The 18514-nt window shown below is 64.1% G+C and carries 14 protein-coding genes and 2 tRNA genes; 9 read left to right on the top strand and 7 right to left on the bottom strand.

Going from position 1 to position 18514, the window contains the following annotated elements; translation table 11 throughout:
- Window positions 1-7: 7 nt before the first annotated feature.
- Window positions 8-2131: a polyphosphate kinase 1 gene (ppk1, locus tag ACZY0R_RS29530; protein ID WP_488863377.1), complete on the bottom strand. Its 2124-nt coding sequence runs from the start codon at window positions 2129-2131 to the stop codon at window positions 8-10.
- A 147-nt stretch (window positions 2132-2278) separates the two neighbouring features.
- Here ppk1 and ppx point away from each other — a divergent pair, with 147 nt between their 5' ends.
- Window positions 2279-3811, top strand: a complete 1533-nt coding sequence (gene ppx, locus ACZY0R_RS29525) for an exopolyphosphatase (RefSeq protein WP_488863375.1) — start codon at window positions 2279-2281, stop codon at window positions 3809-3811.
- 90 nt (window positions 3812-3901) lie between these two features.
- Here the strand turns inward: ppx and ACZY0R_RS29520 are convergent, their stop codons facing one another.
- The 4 genes from ACZY0R_RS29520 to ACZY0R_RS29505 all read right to left on the bottom strand — a co-directional run bounded on the left by ACZY0R_RS29520 (window position 3902) and on the right by ACZY0R_RS29505 (window position 6773).
- Complete coding sequence (locus ACZY0R_RS29520; RefSeq protein WP_082094894.1) at window positions 3902-4756, bottom strand: GNAT family N-acetyltransferase; 855 nt, start codon at window positions 4754-4756, stop codon at window positions 3902-3904.
- A 146-nt stretch (window positions 4757-4902) separates the two neighbouring features.
- The gene (locus ACZY0R_RS29515) at window positions 4903-5379 is read right to left on the bottom strand and encodes a SixA phosphatase family protein (RefSeq protein WP_488863373.1); all 477 of its coding nucleotides are present in this window, start codon (window positions 5377-5379) and stop codon (window positions 4903-4905) included.
- Between the two features lie 350 nt (window positions 5380-5729).
- Window positions 5730-5951, bottom strand: coding sequence for a translation initiation factor IF-1 (infA, locus tag ACZY0R_RS29510; protein WP_006157708.1), 222 nt, complete (start codon window positions 5949-5951; stop codon window positions 5730-5732).
- A 745-nt stretch (window positions 5952-6696) separates the two neighbouring features.
- Window positions 6697-6773, bottom strand: a tRNA-Pro gene (locus ACZY0R_RS29505).
- 393 nt (window positions 6774-7166) lie between these two features.
- Here ACZY0R_RS29505 and ACZY0R_RS29500 point away from each other — a divergent pair.
- From ACZY0R_RS29500 to ACZY0R_RS29490, 3 genes are all read left to right on the top strand, one after another.
- Window positions 7167-8384, top strand: a complete 1218-nt coding sequence (locus tag ACZY0R_RS29500) for a GGDEF domain-containing protein (protein WP_488863371.1) — start codon at window positions 7167-7169, stop codon at window positions 8382-8384.
- A gap of 103 nt (window positions 8385-8487) precedes the next feature.
- Window positions 8488-8564, top strand: a tRNA-Arg gene (locus ACZY0R_RS29495).
- Between the two features lie 89 nt (window positions 8565-8653).
- Window positions 8654-9541 carry an alpha/beta hydrolase gene (locus ACZY0R_RS29490; protein WP_488863369.1) on the top strand — a complete coding sequence of 296 codons (888 nt, stop codon included), beginning with the start codon at window positions 8654-8656 and terminating at the stop codon, window positions 9539-9541.
- A 122-nt stretch (window positions 9542-9663) separates the two neighbouring features.
- Here ACZY0R_RS29490 and fabI read toward each other — a convergent pair whose 3' ends face one another.
- A complete protein-coding gene (gene fabI, locus ACZY0R_RS29485; protein WP_488863367.1) occupies window positions 9664-10452 on the bottom strand; it encodes an enoyl-ACP reductase FabI in 789 nt (262 codons plus the stop codon).
- A gap of 237 nt (window positions 10453-10689) precedes the next feature.
- On the opposite strand from fabI, the gene ACZY0R_RS29480 reads away from it, so the two are divergent.
- The 5 genes from ACZY0R_RS29480 (at window position 10690) to ACZY0R_RS29460 (ending at window position 17457) form a co-directional block, all read left to right on the top strand.
- A complete protein-coding gene (locus tag ACZY0R_RS29480; protein ID WP_488863365.1) occupies window positions 10690-12570 on the top strand; it encodes an extracellular solute-binding protein in 1881 nt (626 codons plus the stop codon).
- An 18-nt stretch (window positions 12571-12588) separates the two neighbouring features.
- Window positions 12589-13641: a microcin C ABC transporter permease YejB gene (locus ACZY0R_RS29475; RefSeq protein ID WP_035860494.1), complete on the top strand. Its 1053-nt coding sequence runs from the start codon at window positions 12589-12591 to the stop codon at window positions 13639-13641.
- Entirely contained in the window at window positions 13638-14765 is a 1128-nt protein-coding gene (locus tag ACZY0R_RS29470) for an ABC transporter permease (protein WP_488863363.1), read from the top strand. Before ACZY0R_RS29475 ends, ACZY0R_RS29470 begins: the two co-directional genes overlap by 4 nt.
- Before the next feature lie 74 nt (window positions 14766-14839).
- Window positions 14840-16480, top strand: coding sequence for an ABC transporter ATP-binding protein (locus ACZY0R_RS29465; RefSeq protein WP_488866252.1), 1641 nt, complete (start codon window positions 14840-14842; stop codon window positions 16478-16480).
- Between the two features lie 287 nt (window positions 16481-16767).
- A complete protein-coding gene (locus tag ACZY0R_RS29460) occupies window positions 16768-17457 on the top strand; it encodes a C40 family peptidase (RefSeq protein ID WP_488863361.1) in 690 nt (229 codons plus the stop codon).
- Window positions 17458-17560: 103 nt separating this feature from the next.
- On the opposite strand, the gene ACZY0R_RS29455 is transcribed toward ACZY0R_RS29460, so the two are convergent.
- Window positions 17561-18493: a patatin-like phospholipase family protein gene (locus tag ACZY0R_RS29455; RefSeq protein WP_488863359.1), complete on the bottom strand. Its 933-nt coding sequence runs from the start codon at window positions 18491-18493 to the stop codon at window positions 17561-17563.
- Between the last annotated feature and the right edge of the window lie 21 nt (window positions 18494-18514).

Below are 18514 nucleotides of genomic sequence, written 5' to 3'. Positions count from 1 at the left end.
TCGTGCCTCAGGCACTGCCGAACATGGCCAGCAAGTCGTGCTGGCTGACGTGGGGCTGCTTGGACTTGGTGTGCTTGCGTGTGTAGCTACCGTCTTCCTGCATGATCCAGGCGGAAGCATTGTCGCGCAGGTGAACGCGCAGGCTCTCGCTGATCACGCGCGCCTTCAGTGTCTTGTCCAGTACGGGGAAGGCGACCTCGACCCGGCGGAACAGGTTCCGGTCCATCCAGTCCGCGCTGGACAAGTAGACGACATCGGCACCGTCGGCCAGGAAGTAGTAGACGCGATGATGTTCCAGGAAGCGCCCGACAATCGAGCGCACCGTGATGTTCTCCGACATGCCCGGCACGCCCGGACGCAGCGCGCAAACCCCACGGATGATCAGGTCGATCTTCACGCCGGCGCGCGAAGCCTTGTACAACTCATCGATGATCGACGGCTCCAGCAGCGCATTCATCTTGGCCATGATGTGCGAGCGCTTGCCGGCGCGGGCGTTGCGCGCTTCCGCCCGGATATGCTCGACCAGGTTGCTCTGCATGGTGAACGGCGACTGCCACAGATGATTCAGCCGGATGGTGCCCGCGGTGCCGGTGAGCAGCTGGAACACATGCTGGACGTCCTCGCAGATCTGCTCGTTGGCGGTGAGCAGGCCGAAGTCGGTGTACAGCCGCGCGGTACGCGGGTGGTAGTTGCCGGTGCCCAGGTGCGCGTAGCGGCGCAGCTTGTACTGCTTGCTCTTGGCGCCGGCCAGTTCCCGGCGGACCATCAGCAGCATCTTGGCATGGCACTTGTGGCCGACTACGCCGTAGACCACGTGCGCGCCGGCGGACTCGAGCCGCTCGGCCCAGTTGATATTGGTTTCTTCGTCGAAGCGCGCCAGCAGTTCCACCACGACCGTGACTTCCTTGCCATTGCGGGCCGCGGTCATCAGCGCTTCCATCACCGGCGACTCGTTGCCGGTGCGATAGACAGTCTGCTTGATGGCCACCACGGCGGGATCGACTGCTGCCTGCTGCAGCAGGTCGAGCACCGAGCTGAAGCTCTCGTAGGGATGATGCAGCAGCACGTCCTGCTGGCGGATCGCGTCGAACATCGGCACGCCGGGCACGAATGCCTTGACCGGCGCCGGCACGTGGGGCGGGTACTTGAGGGCGGGGCGGTCGACCAGGTCGGGGATCTGCATCAGCCGCACCAGGTTGACGGGGCCGCTCACGCGGTAGACGTCCTGCTCGCCCAGGCCGGATTCGAGCAGCAGTCGGCGCGCGATCGTCGGCGGTGTGTCGGACGAGATTTCCAGGCGCACCGTGTCGCCGAAGTGGCGGGTGGGCAGCTCGCCCTGCAGCGCTTCGCGCAGGTCCGTGATATCGTCCTCGGACACAAACAGGTCAGAGTTGCGGGTGACGCGGAACTGATAGCAGCCGTTGACCTTGATGGCGGGGAACAACTCATGCACGAAGCCTTGCATGAAGGACGACAGCAGCACAAAGCCGTAGGGATAGCCCGAGAGTTCCTCGGGCATCCTGACCATGCGCGGCAGCGCGCGCGGCGCCTGCACGATGGCCAGGTCGGCCTCCCGGCCGAAGGCATCCTTGCCCGACAATTCAATGACGAAATTCAGGCTCTTGTTGAGTACCCGCGGGAAGGGGTGGGCCGGGTCCAGCGCGATCGGCGTCAGGACGGGGCCGAGTTCACGCACGAAGAAACTGCGCGCCCATTCGCGTTGCGCCTCGTTCCAGGTGGAGGTCAGGTGAAAGAACACCCCTTCTTTCTCCAGCAGGGGGAAAATCACGTTTTGCAGCATGTCATACTGCATCGCCACCAGCGTTTGCACGCGTTCCGTTACGATCTGGTAAGCCTGCTGCAGCGAGAGCCCATCGGGGGTGATGCCGGACGGATTGTCACGCATCTGCTCCTTCAGTCCGGCCATGCGGATCTCGAAGAACTCGTCCAGATTGCTTGAAACGATACAAATGAATTTCAGACGTTCCAGCAACGGCACCTTGGCGTCAGCAGCCTGTGCCATCACTCGCGTATTGAATTCCAGGATGCCCAGTTCGCGGTTGAGTAGCGTGCCGGGTGGGCTTGTCGACATTGGCATGACCTTCTTTTGGTAATGCGGCGACTTTTCCATATATTCATGTCAAATTGATGACAAAGTGATTTTGTCACGATGTGGACATGATAAAGACATATTTTCCATCCTTGGGCTGTGCTGTATCGCCCGACACATTTTTTTGTGCCGCGGCTTGCGGCTCTTACTAACATTCCCCCTACCGCGATGAACGAAACCCCTCGCTTGCTGGCCGCCGTCGATATGGGCTCCAACAGCTTCCGCCTGATGATCGGCCGGGTGGACGAGAGCCTGACCGCATCCGGGCCGGCCAGCCAGATTTTCCAGGTCGACGCGCTGCGCGAGCCCGTACGCCTGGCCGCGGGCCTGACGCCCGACAAATACCTGGACCAGCCGGCTCGCCGCCGCGGCATCGACGCGCTGCGGCGTTTCGGCGACCGCTTGCGCGATTTCTCCGCGGACCATGTGCGTGCGGTGGCCACCAATACGCTGCGGGTGGCCAAGAACGCCTCGGAGTTCCTGATCGAGGCCGAGCATGCGCTGGGATTCCCGATCGAGGTGATTGCCGGGCGGGAAGAAGCGCGGCTGATTTACCTGGGTGCCTCGCACGATGCACCGGCCTGCTCGGGCAACCGGCTGGTGGTCGATATCGGTGGCGGCTCGACCGAGTTCATTATCGGCAGTGGCTACTCGTCCAAGCTGATGGAAAGCCTGTACATCGGCTGCGTCTCGCACAGCCGGCAATTCTTCCCCAGCGGCAACGTCGATGAATACGCGATGAAGCAGGCGGAACTGGCCGCGCGCCGGGAGATCCAGGTGCTGGTGCGCCAGTACCGCGCCGCCGGTTGGCAGCAGGCGGTAGGATCGTCCGGCACGGCGCGCGCGCTGGCTGAATTGATCGAGCTGAATGGCATGAACGACAACCCGGCCGAGCACGGCATCACCCGTGAAGGGCTGGAACGTCTCAAGCGCGCGCTGGTCAAGGCGGAAAACGCCAACCGGGTCAAGCTGGTAGGGCTGAAGGCGGACCGCATTCCCGTATTGCCCGGCGGCCTATCGATCATGCTCGGCGTGTTCGCCGAACTCGATATCGAACGCATGGACGTGACCGATGGCGCGCTGCGCCTCGGCGTGCTGTACGACCTGCTGGGCCGCACGCATCACGAGGATATGCGCACCATTACCGTCGATCAGTTCATGCGGCGCTATGGCGTGGACCGTGCCCAGGCGCAGCGCGTGCGACAGGCCGCGCTGGGCTTGCTGGCACAGTTTCCCGAGCCGCGCAATGAGCGCCGCGATGACAATCTTGCGCTGCTGGGCTGGGCTGGCGGGCTGCACGAGATCGGCATGACCATCTCGCACAGTGGCTATCACAAGCACTCGGCGTATATCGCCACCCACGCCGACATGCCTGGCTTCTCCAAGACCGACCAGGCACGGCTGGCGACGCTACTGCTCGGACACGCCGGCAAGCTGGGCAAGCTGTCAGGCAGCGGGAAGTTCCTCGACTGGCGCATGCTGTTCAGCCTGCGCCTGGCCTTCGTGCTATGCCGGCGCCGCGCCGACGAGTCGCTGCCGCAGATCAGCGTTAGCCAGCGCTCGGACGGGCTGGATGAGGGTTTCGAAGTCCGCTTGCCGAAGGCCTGGATTGAAGCCAATCCGCTGGTGGAATACAGCCTTGCGCAGGAAGCCGATGAGTGGGAACGTATCGGCAAGCGCTACAAGGTGGTCTACGCCTGAGCAAGAGGGCGGGGGCCGGCCGGCAGGCGGCCCCCGGTCAATGACCGGTGTTGCCTGTGCGAGCCAGTGCTCGCGCAGGAACTGTCCGGATCAGGCGCCGCGGTTCAGGCCGAGGAAATGGCGCGCGTAGCGGGGGTTCATATCGTTCACGCGCAGCAGCGTGAGGAAGTCCGCGACGTTGAAGTCGGGATCCCAGGCCGGCATGCCGCAAATGCGCGCGCCGAGCCGCAGGTAGCCCTTGATCAGTGCCGGCGGTTCCACCTCCAGCGTCTGGTTCAGCTCATCGATCGGCAAGGCCAGGCGCGGGAAGGCGTGGTATTCGATCGGCGCCAGGGCGCGCTCCGCGAAGACGCGGTAAAGGCTGGCCGCATAGTGGCCGCCGTCGCTCATCGGCACGCTTGCGCATCCCAGCATCGACTCGATTCCCCAGCGCTGCAGGTACTCGCCAAGGCCCCCCCACAGCGCCATGATCACGCTGCCCGAACGGTAGTCCCGGTGCACGCAGGAGCGCCCCAGTTCGACCATCTTGGGTTTGAGGTGGGCCAGGCGCACCAGGTCGAATTCCGACTCGGCATAGAGGCAGCCGATGCGCTTGGCCTGGTGCGGCGCCATGACGCGGTACGTGCCGACCACCTTGAGCGTGGTCATATCGCGCACGATCAGGTGGTCGCAATAGGCGTCGAACATATCCACGTCGAGTTCCGGCGTCGACGGGTTCAGCCTTGCGCCCATTTCTTCGGCAAAGACTTTGTAGCGCAGGCGTTGCGCCTCGACTACTTCATCCTGGTGGCGCGCCCACGCCACGCTGAAAGCAGGCTGTTCATGCCCTTGTTCATGTGCCTGTGCAGGTTGCTGGCGATGAAGACGCCTCCGCGCCGAATGGCCGGAGAGGCCATTGGGCAAGGAATCGAACAACGGCTGGGTGGGCGTCGGTAGCTCTCGCATCAGTATGTCCTTACGGTGACGAAACTGTTGCGGTCGAATGTAGAGAGGGCAGGTGACAGTGCCGTGAAGCCGCCGTGACGGTTCGGTGACGATGGCCAGGCAAGTGGAGCCTGCCTGGCCCGGGAGGCAAGAAATCTTTGAAAAAGTCAGAGAAATTCAGGATTGATGACGGCCCGCAGCACCACCTGCGATTCGCTTTCGCGGGTGCGGCCCGACAGCCACCAGACCCCGCTCTTACGCACGCTCCAGTTCATTTCGGTGCCTGCCAGCATCAGGCTGGCAAGGCGGCCTAGCCACGGCTGGTGGCCTACGAGGACAGTGTGCTCGGCGCCCTGTGGCCAGTCGACCGCGGCAAGTACTGAACTGACGTCGGCGCCTGGAGCGAGCTCGGGCAATATCTCGGCGTTCTCCCGCAGGGCGGCGGCGGTCTCGCGGGTGCGCAGCGCCGGACTGCAGACAACACGCGTGCCGGCCGGAAGGTGCGCGCGCAGCCAGGCTGCGGAGGCATCCGCCTGCTTATGGCCGCGCCTTGTCAATGGGCGCTGCAGGTCGGCATTGCGGCTGAGGCCGAGCGAGCCAGGCAATTCTTCGGCTTCGGCATGGCGCCAAAGGATCAGATTCATGGGGGCGAGGTGTTCGGGCTAGGGGGGATGGCTTGAGTATGGCTACGCCCGCAGGTGCATGCAAGGCGGGCAAACACCGGCCAAACGGGCTTGCAGCATCGCAAGCCCGGATGACGCGCATGTGACGGGCACCTCATGCCAGGCCCGCCGGAAACGCAGACGGCGCCAGCGCGAGGATGCCAGGCCTGGAGGTTCAGGCCGGCATTGCCAGGGCGATGCTTCCGGCAGGCCCTTGCCGGTACCAAGGCGGTACCAAAGGCCAGATGTTTCCCCTGGGCCGGACCGCCGCTATGCGGTGCCCTGGGAGCGCGCTTGGCGCAACGCTCGCCGGCGGCGAGCGTGGAAGAAGATCAGACTTTGTGGCGGAAGTTAATGCGGCCCTTGGTCAAGTCGTAGGGCGACATTTCCAGCGTCACGCGGTCACCGGCCAGGATGCGGATGCGGTGTTTCTGCATCTTGCCCGAGGCATAGGCCCAGATTTCCACGCCGTTTTCCAGCGTTACGCGGTAACGATTGTCGGGCAGGGCTTCCGAGACAACGCCGCCAAATTCAATAAGTTCTTCCTTAGCCAATCTTCTTCCTTTACGGCAGCTTTGGGCTGCATGATTTAGGTAAATCCGGTGAGGCGAGCGCCGGCTTGCTGCCTGCTGACTCGCGAGGTCCGGGTGCCAGCAGTGACAAGCGCCGGCTTGCTTGGTTGCGCCTTGGAGTTGCGGGAGGCAAGCTGACCCGGACCGGCACGGCCGAAGCGCGTGCAACGTGGTCCACGTTAGGGAATCGCCAGGGGGCGCGTCAGTGCCCGGCCGATTGCCTTGCCGGTTGCGGCCCAAGGTAATGCGGCCGAGCTACCGTGATAGGCGCGGGGCAATGAAGCGGGCAAGATGTTCCCGGTGGCTTGCCGATACTGCGTCGCAGTATAAATTGCGGCTTGATTGCAGATTTCGGCAAGGGCGCCCGGTTACAGGGCATGCTGCATACACCCCGGGCTAACGCGCGATTATACCATGCCAGTGCTGCCCGGGCGTGGCGCGCTTTCGGGTGCCTTGTTGGTTTCCGGCCGCAAGAACACGAAAAACAGCCCGCGGCCGAGGTAGGTCACGGGCTAAAAGTGGTGTGGGCGTTCTGCGGATCCGCCCGCGATCAGTGTCGTCGTTCCGGCTCTCGCGGGGCATCCCATGTTCATGGCATTGCCATCGAATGGGCGCGGCGCAGTGGAGGGGCGGCAGGGGAGTGGCCGAGATTCGGCCCATGTTAATCAGTGGGCGAAAAAAAGGCTTAGACCCTATGGTCTAAGCCTTTGATCATATTGCCAAATACTGGTCGGGGCGACATGATTCGAACATGCGACCCTCTGATCCCAAATCAGATGCGCTACCAGGCTGCGCTACGCCCCGAAGCTTTAGATTGTAGCCCGGCTGGGGGGCGCGGGTCAAATTTTACTTTTGCGCCGGCCGCGCATGGCGCTGGCCGGTGCCGGAAGCGCTGCCGTATTTGACGGGCAAGGTTCGCTTGACTTGGTCGCAAGCGCTGACATAATCCGCACACCGCAGCGGCCAGACCCTGCGCCCGGTCAGGCGCAAGGGGAAGCGTGCCGCCTGCGGACTGGCGCCGAGCATGAAAACAAGAGTGCCCTCGCCACGATCGCGAGGCCCAGCCCCCGTCCGCCGGGGCGTATGAAGACGGTCAGATGCGTAAAAGAATGAATGGCGAAAACCTTGGGTCCGCGCGGGTCCTGAGGCGCAAGGTGGCGTGATGGAACGCCACCTGCCAAGTTGGACGGGGAAATCATGTTTCAGTCGCAAGTTAGTATGCTGGTCGCGGGTCTATTCGGGTTGCAGATGGTGGTGGTATTCGCCGTCTTGCAGCGCACACCGGGTATGGGCCGGGCAGGCTTGAATTTCTGGGTGGTTGGCGACCTGTTGGTAACGGCCGCCACGGTCTTGCTCGCCGCACAGGAGTATCTGCCGGAATGGCTGACGCTCAATCTGGCGGACATGGTCATGACAGCGGCGCTGTCCTTGATGGTGTACGGCACGCGCTGCTTCTTCGGCAGGCGTGGTCGCGCGGGCGCACTCTGCCTGCTGAATCTTGCTGTGCTGGCCGGTGCGGTCTACTTCGATTGGTCGGGGGCGCCGCCGTCGGGGCCGGCGCTGCTCTTCGCCCTGGCCAATATCTATCTTCCGCTCGCGTTGCTGCGCGTCGTGGCGCCGCAAGTGCCAGCCAAGCGCGGCACCGGGCGGCTGGCGGCGCTGTCGCTCGGGCTGATCGCGCTCGCCTGCGCGAGTATGGGCGTCTATCAGGCAGCGGACCTGGTCCTGCTGCCTGCCGGGCTCGCCTGGCTGGCGAAGGGGCCACCCGAGGAAACGTTCACCCTCCTGCACGCCTTCGGCATCGTCAGCCTGTCGGTCAGCTTCGCGCTGCTGGCCCACGACAGCCTGCGCCGCCGGCTCGAGCATCGCGCCAGTTACGACGATCTTACCGATGTGCTGACGCGCGGCGCTTACTGGGAGGCGCTGGAGGATGCCTGCAAGCAGGCGGACCGCCTGCAACGTCCTTTGACCGTGGCCTTCATCGATCTTGATCACTTCAAGGCCATCAACGATCTCTACGGCCACCTCGCCGGCGACAGCGTGCTGCGCCACTTCAGCGGGTTGCTGCGCAAGTCGGTGCGCATGGGCGATTTCGTCGGCCGGCTGGGTTGGGAAGGGTTTGGCATCGTGATGCCGGACGCGTCACTGGACCAGGGGCGGGCGATCAGCTTGCGGCTGAAAATGCTGGTGCGCGCAACGCCATGCCCGTCTGAGCCGGATGCGATCTCCTACACGGTCAGCGTCGGCATGGCCGAGCGGCTGCCGGGCGAGGGCGCGGATGCGCTGATGCGCCGAGCCGACAATGCTCTCTACGACGCTAAGACAATGGGTCGGAATTGCGTTTCCACGCAGCCCGTCGAGCGAATTGCCGGCATGGCAAGGACACCGCGCATGCGTATTTCGCAGGCATCGTGAGGATTGCCTGTGCAGCGCGCCGTGTCGGGACGGTAGGATAGGCTGCGGCTCTGAGGTAGAATACCGGGCTTCGCATCGGTAGTCTTCAGCAGTTTCCACGTATCCGCCCTTAGCTCAGTTGGATAGAGCACTCGCCTTCTAAGCGAGCGGTCACACGTTCGAATCGTGTAGGGCGGGCCATCTTCTCCCGCATCCCCCCACAAGTCCGGATTAAGATTCCAGGGTTGAGCCGCGGTTTCGGCCACGGTCTCGTTTCCCGAGGTGTCCCCATGGCAAAGTCCCCGGCAGGCAGTGCCCGGAAGGTGCGTCAATGGCTGGCCGGCGGCGCCTGCCTGTTGATGCTGGCCGCTGCTGCCCGCCATGCCTTGTTCCTGGTCGCCGAACGTGATGCGTTCGAACCCAAGCCGGCCGGCTCCGCCGATGCCATGACCCCCGACCGCCTGGGCGCCCCGTCACGCCAGTTCGCTTTTTCCAGCGGGGCGCGCACGTTGCGCGGCTCTTGCGTATTGGTGCAGGCAGCCGAGGCGCCTGCCGTGCTGATCTATCACGGCGACGAGGAGAACCTGTCCGACTGGGCCAGCGCCCAGGCGCTGCTTTACCGTAACGGCGTTTCTTCCTGTGTGTTCGACTACAGCGGCTACGGCGCCAGCGACGGCAAGCCCTGCGTTGTCAACCTGCATGAAGACGGCGTGGCCGCTTACGGGCAGTTCCTCGCCGTTACGCCGTTGTCGTCCCGGCGCTATGTGATGGGATTTTCGCTGGGCTCAGCGGTGCTGCTTGATGTGATATCCACATTGCGCCCGGCGCCGGCTGGCCTGGTGATTGCCGCCGGATTCACGTCCGCGCGCGAGGCGGCGGTGGTGACAGGGCGGGTGCCGGCGTGGTTGGCGCGGCTGCTGCCCGAGCCATGGGACAACGAGATGCAATTGCGTAATTTGCAGTTGCCGCTGTTGCTTGTGCACAGCCGCGCGGATGAGGTGATTCCCTTCGCGCATGCCGAGCGGCTGGAGCGTGCCGCCGCGGGGGCGCGGCGACTGGTGCCGTTGCCGGCGTTGCCGCACGATGCGGCGATTGAACCGGAGCGCCAGGATGCCTTCTGGGCGCCGATCATTGCTTATCTGCGCTCGGGTCTCCTGCCCGCGCCGGGCGCCAATTAGTTGGCGCGTGCCATGCGCGGTGGTCCCGGTGCCAGCTCGCCGCAGGCACTAAAAAGGGGCGTCGGCCGAAGCCGGGCGCCCCCTTTTTGCGATGGCCGGCCGCCCATGCGGCCGCACCCGGATTACGCTTCTTCGGGCAGGCTCGCTCCCACCGTGTTGAAGCCGGCGTCGACGTAGGTGATCTCGCCGGTCACACCGCTGGCCAGGTCGGACAGCAGGAATGCAGCCACGTTGCCGACCTCGTCGATGGTCACATTGCGGCGCAGCGGCGCTGCTTCCTCGATATGGCCCAGCAACTTGCCGAAGCCCTTGATGCCGGAGGCAGCCAGGGTCTTGATTGGGCCAGCCGAGATGCCGTTGGCACGGATGCCGCGCGGGCCTACCGAGGCGGCCAGGTAGCGCACGCTGGCTTCCAGCGAGGCTTTGGCCAGGCCCATGGTGTTGTAGTTCGGCACCACGCGCTCCGCGCCCAGATAGGTCAGCGTCAGCAGCGAGGCCTTGTCCGACAGCATGGGCAGTGCGGCCTTGGCCAGCGCCGGGAAGCTGTAGGCGGAAATGTCGTGCGCCACGCGGAAGGATTCGCGCGAGAGGCCCTCGAGGAAGTCGCCGGCGATCGCTTCGCGCGGTGCGAAGCCGATCGAGTGCACCAGCCCGTCGAGCTTGTCCCAGCTCTGGCCCAGTGCGGTGAAGGTGGCGGCGATCTGCTCGTCGCTGCCGACATCGCATTCGAACACCAGACTGCTGCCAAACTCCTTGGCAAAATCGTTGATGCGGTCCTTGAAACGCTCGCCGACATAAGTAAAGGCGAGTTCCGCGCCTTCGCGCTTGCAGGCCGATGCGATGCCATAGGCAATCGAGCGGTTGGACAGCAAGCCGGTAATCAGGATTCGCTTACCTGCGAGAAATCCCATAACTTCTCCAATGATGTTCGAGGTGGACGGGCACGGTTCGTGCGATCGCGTCCGGGTTGCAGCGCGCGCCGCGGTGGCTGCTTGGCAGCAGGCTGACGGCCGGCAAACTAGCGGTGCCGCGTACTGGAATGTCCGGATGGCTGAGTGCCGGCCGAACCCATGTAAAATTGTCTCATAACTTGACCGCGCCGCAGACGGCCGCGGACGAATCCGATTCAGGTGGAGGACCCCAACCGGATGTCTATTCGCGCACGTAGACCGCTTCAGGCGGCATGGCAGCGCTTCCGCACGATAGCGGCGCTGGGCTGTGGACTAGTAGCCCTGTGTGCCGCGGGTTTTCCCTTATCCGCTGGCGCGGCCCATGGTTTCGCGCAGTATGGCGGCCTCAAGTATCCCGCGGACTTCACCCACTTCGATTACGTCAATCCGGACGCGCCACGCGGCGGCACGCTGACGCTCGCGAATCCGGACCGCCGCACCAGCTTCGACAAGTTCAACCCGTTTACGCTCAAGGGCACCTCCGCCCCCGGCGTGAATTCGCTGATGTTCGAATCCCTGCTGATCGCCAGCGCCGACGAAACCGCCAGCGCCTATGGCTTGCTGGCCGACGACGTGACCGTGGCGCCGGACGGGCTGTCCGTCTCCTTTCACATTCGGCCGCAGGCGCGCTTCAGCAACGGCGATCCGGTGCTGGCCAGCGATGTCAAGTATTCCTACGACATGCTGATGAGCAAGGCATCCAGCCCTGGCTACCGCAGCATGTGCACCGATGTGAAAGCCGTCACGGTGGTGGATCCGCACACGGTGCGCTTCGATTTCAAGCAGCGCAACGTCGAGTTGCCGCTGATTGTCGGTTCGCTGCCGGTCTTTTCGAAGAAGTGGACTGTCACGGTACCGTTCGACAAGCTGACCTTCGAGGATCCCGTGGCCAGCGGGCCCTACCTGATCGAGCGCTACGATGCCGGACGCGGCATCAGTTTCAAGCGCAATCCGGCCTATTGGGGCAAGGACCTGGCGGTGCGGCGCGGCACCTTTAACTTCGATCGCGTGGTCTACCGCCTCTACAAGGACGAGACCGCCAAGCTGGAAGCCTTCAAGGCCGGCGAGTTCGACGCCATCGTCGAGTACAAGGCCAAGAGCTGGGCCAAGAGCTATGAGGGCAAGCGCTTTAGCAACGGCGAGTTGGTGAAGACCGATTTTCCGCATCGCAACGGAGCCGGCATGCAGGGCTTCGTCATGAATATGCGCAAGCCGGTGTTCCAGGACGTGCGGGTCAGGCAGGCCATGATCCTGGCGCTGGACTTCGAGTGGCTGAACCGCCAGCTTTTCTACGGTGCTTACCGGCGTCTCGATAGCTGGTTCTCCAACAGCGAACTGGCAGCCAGTGCCACCTTAGACGGCCGGCCGGGGCCCGGCGAGCTGGCGCTGCTGGAGCCGCTGCGCACACAGTTGGCGCCGGAGGTATTCGGGCCTATCGTGCCGATGCCCACCACCAATCCGCCGCGCTCCCTGCGGGACAACCTGCGCGAGGCACGCAGGTTGCTGGCGCAGGCGGGGTGGACCTACACGGATGGTGCACTGCGCAATGCCAAGGGTGAACCTTTCGTCTTCGAGTTCTTGGATGACGGCGGCGCCATGAGCCGCGTCATCACCACTTATGTGCGCAACCTGGAAAAGCTGGGCATGGAGGTGAACCAGCGCACCACCGATTTCGCGCTATACCAGAAGCGGCTGGAGGACTTCGACTTCGATATGGTGTCGATCCGCTTCCCGGATTCGCAGAGCCCCGGCAATGAACTGCGCGACCGCTTCAACAGCGAAGCCGCAGGCACGCCCGGTTCCGATAATCTGTTCGGCCTGAAATCGCCCGCCATCGACCGGTTGGTGGACAATGTCTTGCACGCCCATACGCGCGAGGAACTGGTCAACGCCGGGCGCGCGCTGGACCGCGTGCTGATGCACGGCTACTACATCGTGCCCAACTGGTATAGCGCCTCGCACCGGGTGTCATATCGGAAAGAGCTGGTCTATCCGCAGCGCTTGCCGCACTACTACACGGCCGAAGGCTGGATACTGAGCGACTGGTGGCGTGCCGACACCAGGCCGGCCGCTCAATAAGCGCGACAAGGAAACAAGATGCTCGCCTATCTGCTCAAGCGCGTATTGCTGATGATCCCGACCCTGATCGGCGTCATCACCCTCACCTTCGCGGTGATCCAGTTCGTGCCAGGAGGGCCGGTCGAGCAGATGATGCTCGAGCTCAAGGGCAGGGGAGGCGGTGGCGGCGAGGCCAGCGGCGGCGGCGCGGAATACCGCGGCCGGCGAGGCGTGGACCCCGAGAAGATCAAGGAGATCCAGGCCCTGTATGGCTTCGACAAGCCGCCGCTGGAGCGCTACTTCATGATGCTCAAGCGCTTCGCCCAGTTCGACCTGGGGCAGAGCTATTTCCAGCACCGCAGCGTATGGGAGTTGGTGAAGTCGAAGATGCCGGTCTCCGTCAGCCTGGGGCTATGGACCTTCTTCCTGACCTACCTGATATCGGTGCCGCTCGGTATCTCCAAGGCGATCCGGGCGGGCAGCCGCTTCGATGTGGTGACCAGCATGGTGGTGCTGGTGGGCTATGCCATTCCCGGCTTCGTGTTGGGTGTGTTGCTGCTGGTGCTGTTCGGGGGTGGCACTTTCGTGCAGTGGTTCCCGCTGCGCGGGCTCACGTCGGACAACTGGGAGCAGCTGTCGCTGATGGGCAAGGTAATGGACTACCTTTGGCACCTGGTGCTGCCGATCACCGCATCGGTGGTGGGCAGTTTTGCCGTGGTTACCATGCTGACCAAGAACGCTTTCCTCGAAGAGATTCGCAAGCAATACGTGCTGACCGCCCGCGCCAAGGGACTTGCGGAGCGGCGCGTGCTATGGAAGCACGTTTTCCGCAACGCGCTGATCCCGCTTGTGACCGGTTTCCCGGCGGCCTTTATTGGTGCTTTCTTCACGGGCTCCCTGCTGATCGAAACGCTGTTCTCGCTCGACGGACTCGGCCTGCTGTCCTATGAGGCCGTGCTGCGGCGCGATTACCCGGTCGTGCTGGGCACGCTCTACCTGTTCACCCTGATCGGCCTGGTGACCCGGCTGATTTCCGATGTCTGCTATGTGATGGTCGACCCGCGCATCCACTTCGAGGCAGTGCACCGATGAAATTCCGCCCGCGCACGTTTCCCAACGGGCTGCCGCATTCGCCCTCGCCGCGCCAGCGAGCCTGGCAGCGGTTTCGCCGCAATCGCCTCGGCTACTGGAGCCTGATCCTCTTCGTTGCCATCTTCCTGCTCAGCCTGGTTGCCGAGACCTTGTCGAGCGACAGGCCGCTGGTGGTGAAATACAAAGACGAATGGTATTTCCCCATCGTCAAGACCTACGCCGAGAGCACCTTCGACGGAGACTTTCCTACCAGGGCGGACTACCTCGATCCCTTTATCCGCGACCGCATCACCAGCAATGGCAATTTCGCGATCTTTCCGCCCAACCGCTATTCGTACGATTCGATCAACTATTTCTCCAAGGAACCCAATCCGGCGCCGCCTTCGGCGGAGAACTGGCTGGGTACCGACGACCGCGGGCGCGACGTGCTGGCACGGCTGCTCTACGGCTTTCGCGTCTCAGTGCTGTTCAGCCTGGCCCTGACCCTGATCGGCGTGGTGATCGGCACCCTGACGGGCGCCCTGATGGGCTTCTTCGGCGGGCGCTTCGACCTGTTCTCACAGCGCGCCATCGAGATCTGGAGCTCGATGCCCGAGCTCTACCTGCTGATCATCTTCGCCTCGATCTTCACGCCAAGCCTAGCGCTGCTGATCATCCTGCTCTCGCTGTTCGGCTGGATGGGCTTGTCCGACTACGTGCGCGCCGAGTTCTATCGCAATCGCTCGCTCGATTACGTCAAGGCGGCACGGGCGCTCGGGCTCTCCAACATACAGATCATGTGGCGCCACATCCTGCCCAACAGCCTGACGCCCGTCATCACCTTCCTGCCATTTCGCATGAGCGCCGCCATCCTGGCCCTGACCAGCCTCGACTTCCTTGGCCTGGGCGTGCCGCCCACCACCCCTAGCCTGGGCGAGTTGCTGGCGCAGGGCAAGGCCAACCTCGATGCCTGGTGGATTTCCTTGTCGACCTTCGCCGTGCTGGTGGTGACCCTGCTGCTGCTGACCTTCATGGGCGACGCGCTGCGCGATGCCTTCGATACGCGCCTGGGCCTGGCCCAGCTACGCGGACGGGTCGAGCCGAAGGCGCCGGAAGGTTCGCCCGCGGCCGAGGTGACGCCATGAGCGCGCTGTCGCAAGCCAGCACCGTGAGTGGTGTGCAAGCGGTGCAAGCCAAGGAGGGCGCCGGCGGCCTGCTAATGTGCATCGAACGCCTGTCGGTCACGTTCGGCCATGGCGACGATGCCACCCGCGCGGTGCGCGATGTCAGCTTTGACCTGCGTGCGGGCGAACGCTTCGCGCTGGTGGGCGAATCCGGCTCGGGCAAGACGGTCACCGCGCTTGCCATGCTGCGCCTGGTGGAGGACGCGCGTTACCAGGGCGCGGTGCGTTTCGAGGGGCGCGACCTGCTCAAGGTGTCGGAGCGCGAGATGCGGGGCATTCGTGGTGCCGACATCGCCATGATCTTCCAGGAGCCGATGACTGCGCTCAACCCGCTCTACACGATCGGCAACCAGATCGTGGAGACGCTGGCGCTGCATGAGGGCCTGGACCGGCGCGCCGCGCGCGAGCGCGCCATCGCGTTGCTCGAGCGCACCGGGATCAGCGATGCGGCGCACCGGTTCGACAGCTTTCCACACCAGCTATCGGGCGGCCAGCGCCAGCGCGCGATGATCGCCATGGCGCTGGCCTGCCGGCCCAAGCTGCTGCTGGCCGACGAGCCTACCACGGCCCTCGACGTCACCATCCGCGTGCAGATCCTCGAGTTGCTGCGCGACCTGCAGGCTGAGTTCGGCATGGCCGTCATGCTGATCACGCACGACCTCAACCTGGTGCGGGCTTTCGCCCAGCGCGTGGGCGTGATGGAGAAGGGCGTGCTGGTCGAGGTGGGCGAAACCACCAGCGTTTTCGCCGCGCCCCAGCATCCCTACACCCGCAAGCTGATCGACAGCCGGCCGCGCCGCGAGCTGCTGCCGTTGGTGCCGCTGGCGCCGGTACTGCTGGAAGCGCGCGGCTTGTGCGTGAACTATGCGCGCAAGCGCAGCGGGCTGGCCGGCTGGTTCGGCCGGGACCAGTTTGCCGCGGTCAAGGGCGTGGATTTTTCGCTGCGCGAGGGCGAGACGATCGGCATCGTGGGCGAATCGGGCTCCGGCAAGACCACGCTGGCTCACGCCGTGCTGAACCTGCAGCGCCGTAGCGCCGGCGAAATCCAGTTCCTGGGCCGCAACCTGGACGAAGTCTCGCGGCGCGAGCGCAGCGTCTTGCGCTCGCGCTTGCAGGTGGTGTTCCAGGACCCGTTCGGTTCGCTCTCGCCGCGCATGACCATCGAGCAGATCGTGGGGGAGGGCCTGGCACTGCACCAGCCGGGCCTTTCGCGCGACGCCATGCGGCAACGCGTTACCGAGGCGCTGCGCGAGGTGGGCATGGACCGCACGGCCCTGGGGCGGTATCCCCATGAGTTCTCCGGCGGCCAGCGCCAGCGCGTGGCGATCGCACGCGTGCTGATCCTCAAGCCGCAGGTGCTGGTGCTCGATGAGCCGACGTCCGCACTCGATGTCTCCATCCAGCAGCAGGTGTTGGCGCTGCTGACGCAGCTGCAGCGCAAGTACAACCTGAGCTATCTCTTTATCAGCCATGACCTGGCCGTGATCCGCGCCATGGCGCACCGGGTCATCGTGATGAAGTCCGGCGAGGTGGTGGAGGCGGGCGAAACCGAGGTTGTGCTAGGTGACCCGCAGCACGCATACACCCGCAAGCTGATGATCGCGGCCGAAATTGGTGCAGGCGACCCGATTCCGCCGCAAGTTGGTGCGGCCGAACTCAGGGTGTCACCCGATTGACCTGCCACTGACATAATCAAACCGAGAAAGCATCTGCGACTTCCGTTGTATAGCCTTGATTACAAAGCACTTTATCTGAATTTTGTAACGAACTTTGACATGTGGATGACAACCTTATACCATCCGGCGAGAACTAATTTTATGGGTGGTTCGCGCGTCGCTTATGTGCAGCGCGGGTGGTTTGCGTCACTTGGCGCGCTTTTTGCGTGCGATCCACTTCATTGATTTCAGGCCCGCCCCGGTGTGTTTACCCGGGCCCGGACAAGAACGATTCATCAGGAGAACCAATGCAGCGAACGGTGCTTCATTCCCTGGCGCGCGCCGCCGTAGGAATAGCCATTGCCTGCGGTGCCACTCTATCGAATGGAGTGCTGGCTGACACGGTCTTCAAGGATCCCGACGCCCGCATCGACGCACGTACCGAACTCAGCGCGGAGCCGCATCCAGAAGGCAAGCGCGGCTTGCTGTCTTCGGTCATGAACTCGACCAGCCATGTGGCCAGCAAGGCCGGCGACCTGGTCATGAATGCCCTCGGGCTGATCGGCGTGCGTTACCGCTTCGGCGGCAACAGCCCGGAATCGGGCCTCGACTGCAGCGGTTTTGTCCGCTACGTCTTCAACGACACCTTTGGCTTCATGCTGCCGCGCCGCTCGATCGAGATGAGCCAGGTTGGCACCACCGTGGCAACCAGTGACCTGCGTCCCGGCGACCTGGTGTTCTTCAACACCATGCGCCATACCTTCTCGCACGTTGGCATTTACATTGGTGACAACAAGTTCGTGCACGCCCCGTCCACCGGCAGCAAGATTCGTGTCGATGACATGCGCGCGTCGTATTGGGTGACGCGCTACAACGGAGCGCGCCGCATAGACGACATGCCGCAGGACAGCGGCAGCGCCAGCAACCTGGGCAATATGGTCGAGACGCTCAAGCGTTTCGATCCCAATGCAGGCGGTCGCTCGCTCTACGGCGGCTGAGGCGCAGGCGGACCCTGTCCGTGCGGGTCATAACGAAAAAGGACTGCCTCGCAGTCCTTTTTTCGTTGGCGCCGTCTCCCGGCGGTATGTGCTCCCGCGGCCGTTATTGCCCGGCCACCGTTCCGGCGGGCCGCGATCGCGCCATGGCAAGCTTGTCGCGCAGGCTTGCCATGACCGCGGAGGCCGCTTGCTCGCCGGCCAGGATGGCGCGGTTGCGCGAGGCGAAGTCGCTGCCACCCATGTCCGGCAGGTCGGGGCGGATTACCACATCGGCACGCGCCAGGGCCATCTTGCTGATCGACTGCCCCATGATGGCCGTGGTCTGCAGCAATACGCCGCTCTGGCCGCCGTTCTTCTGGCTGGAGGGCTCGGCGGAGATGTTCACGGCTATCACGAAGTCAGCGCCCATGGCGCGTGCGGAATCGACCGGTACGGGCTCGACCAGCCCGCCGTCCACATAGTCATGCCCCTGGATCGAGACCGGCTGGAACACGCCCGGTACGCTGCTCGACGCCCGAACTGCCTGGCCGGTATTGCCGCGCCGGAACAGGATGCCCTGGCCGGTCTTGAGGTTGGTGGCGACGATGCCCAGTGGCAGCTTCATGGACTCGATCGGGCGATTGGCGACCAGCCGGTTCACGTAGTTCTGCAGCGCCTCGCCTTTGAGCCAGCCGCCAAAGCGGGTGCCGAAGGGTAGGGCCCAGTCGGCGATGGTGGCTTCGTCCATCGTCAGCGCCACCTTGTTGAGCTGGAATCCGTTCATGCCCGATGCGTAGAGCGCTGCGACCACCGCGCCGGCGCTGGTGCCGGTGACGAAGTCCGGATGGATGCCCTGCGCTTCGAGCGCCTTGATCACCCCAATGTGGGCGAAGCCCCGTGCGGCGCCACCACCGAGTGCAAGGCCGATCTTGATTGGGCGAGGTGGCGCCGTGGCCGGGGTGTCCGGCGCTGCGGTGAGTGCGCCCGGTTTCGGGCCAAAGGAGCAGGCCGCCAGCAGCGCTGCCGCGCCGGTACCAAGGAAGTTGCGTCGTTGCATGGAGGGATCGGGGGAGGAAAA

This window comes from Cupriavidus sp. F041, from assembly GCF_057814235.1.
This window is presented reverse-complemented; position numbering and strand designations above follow the sequence as displayed.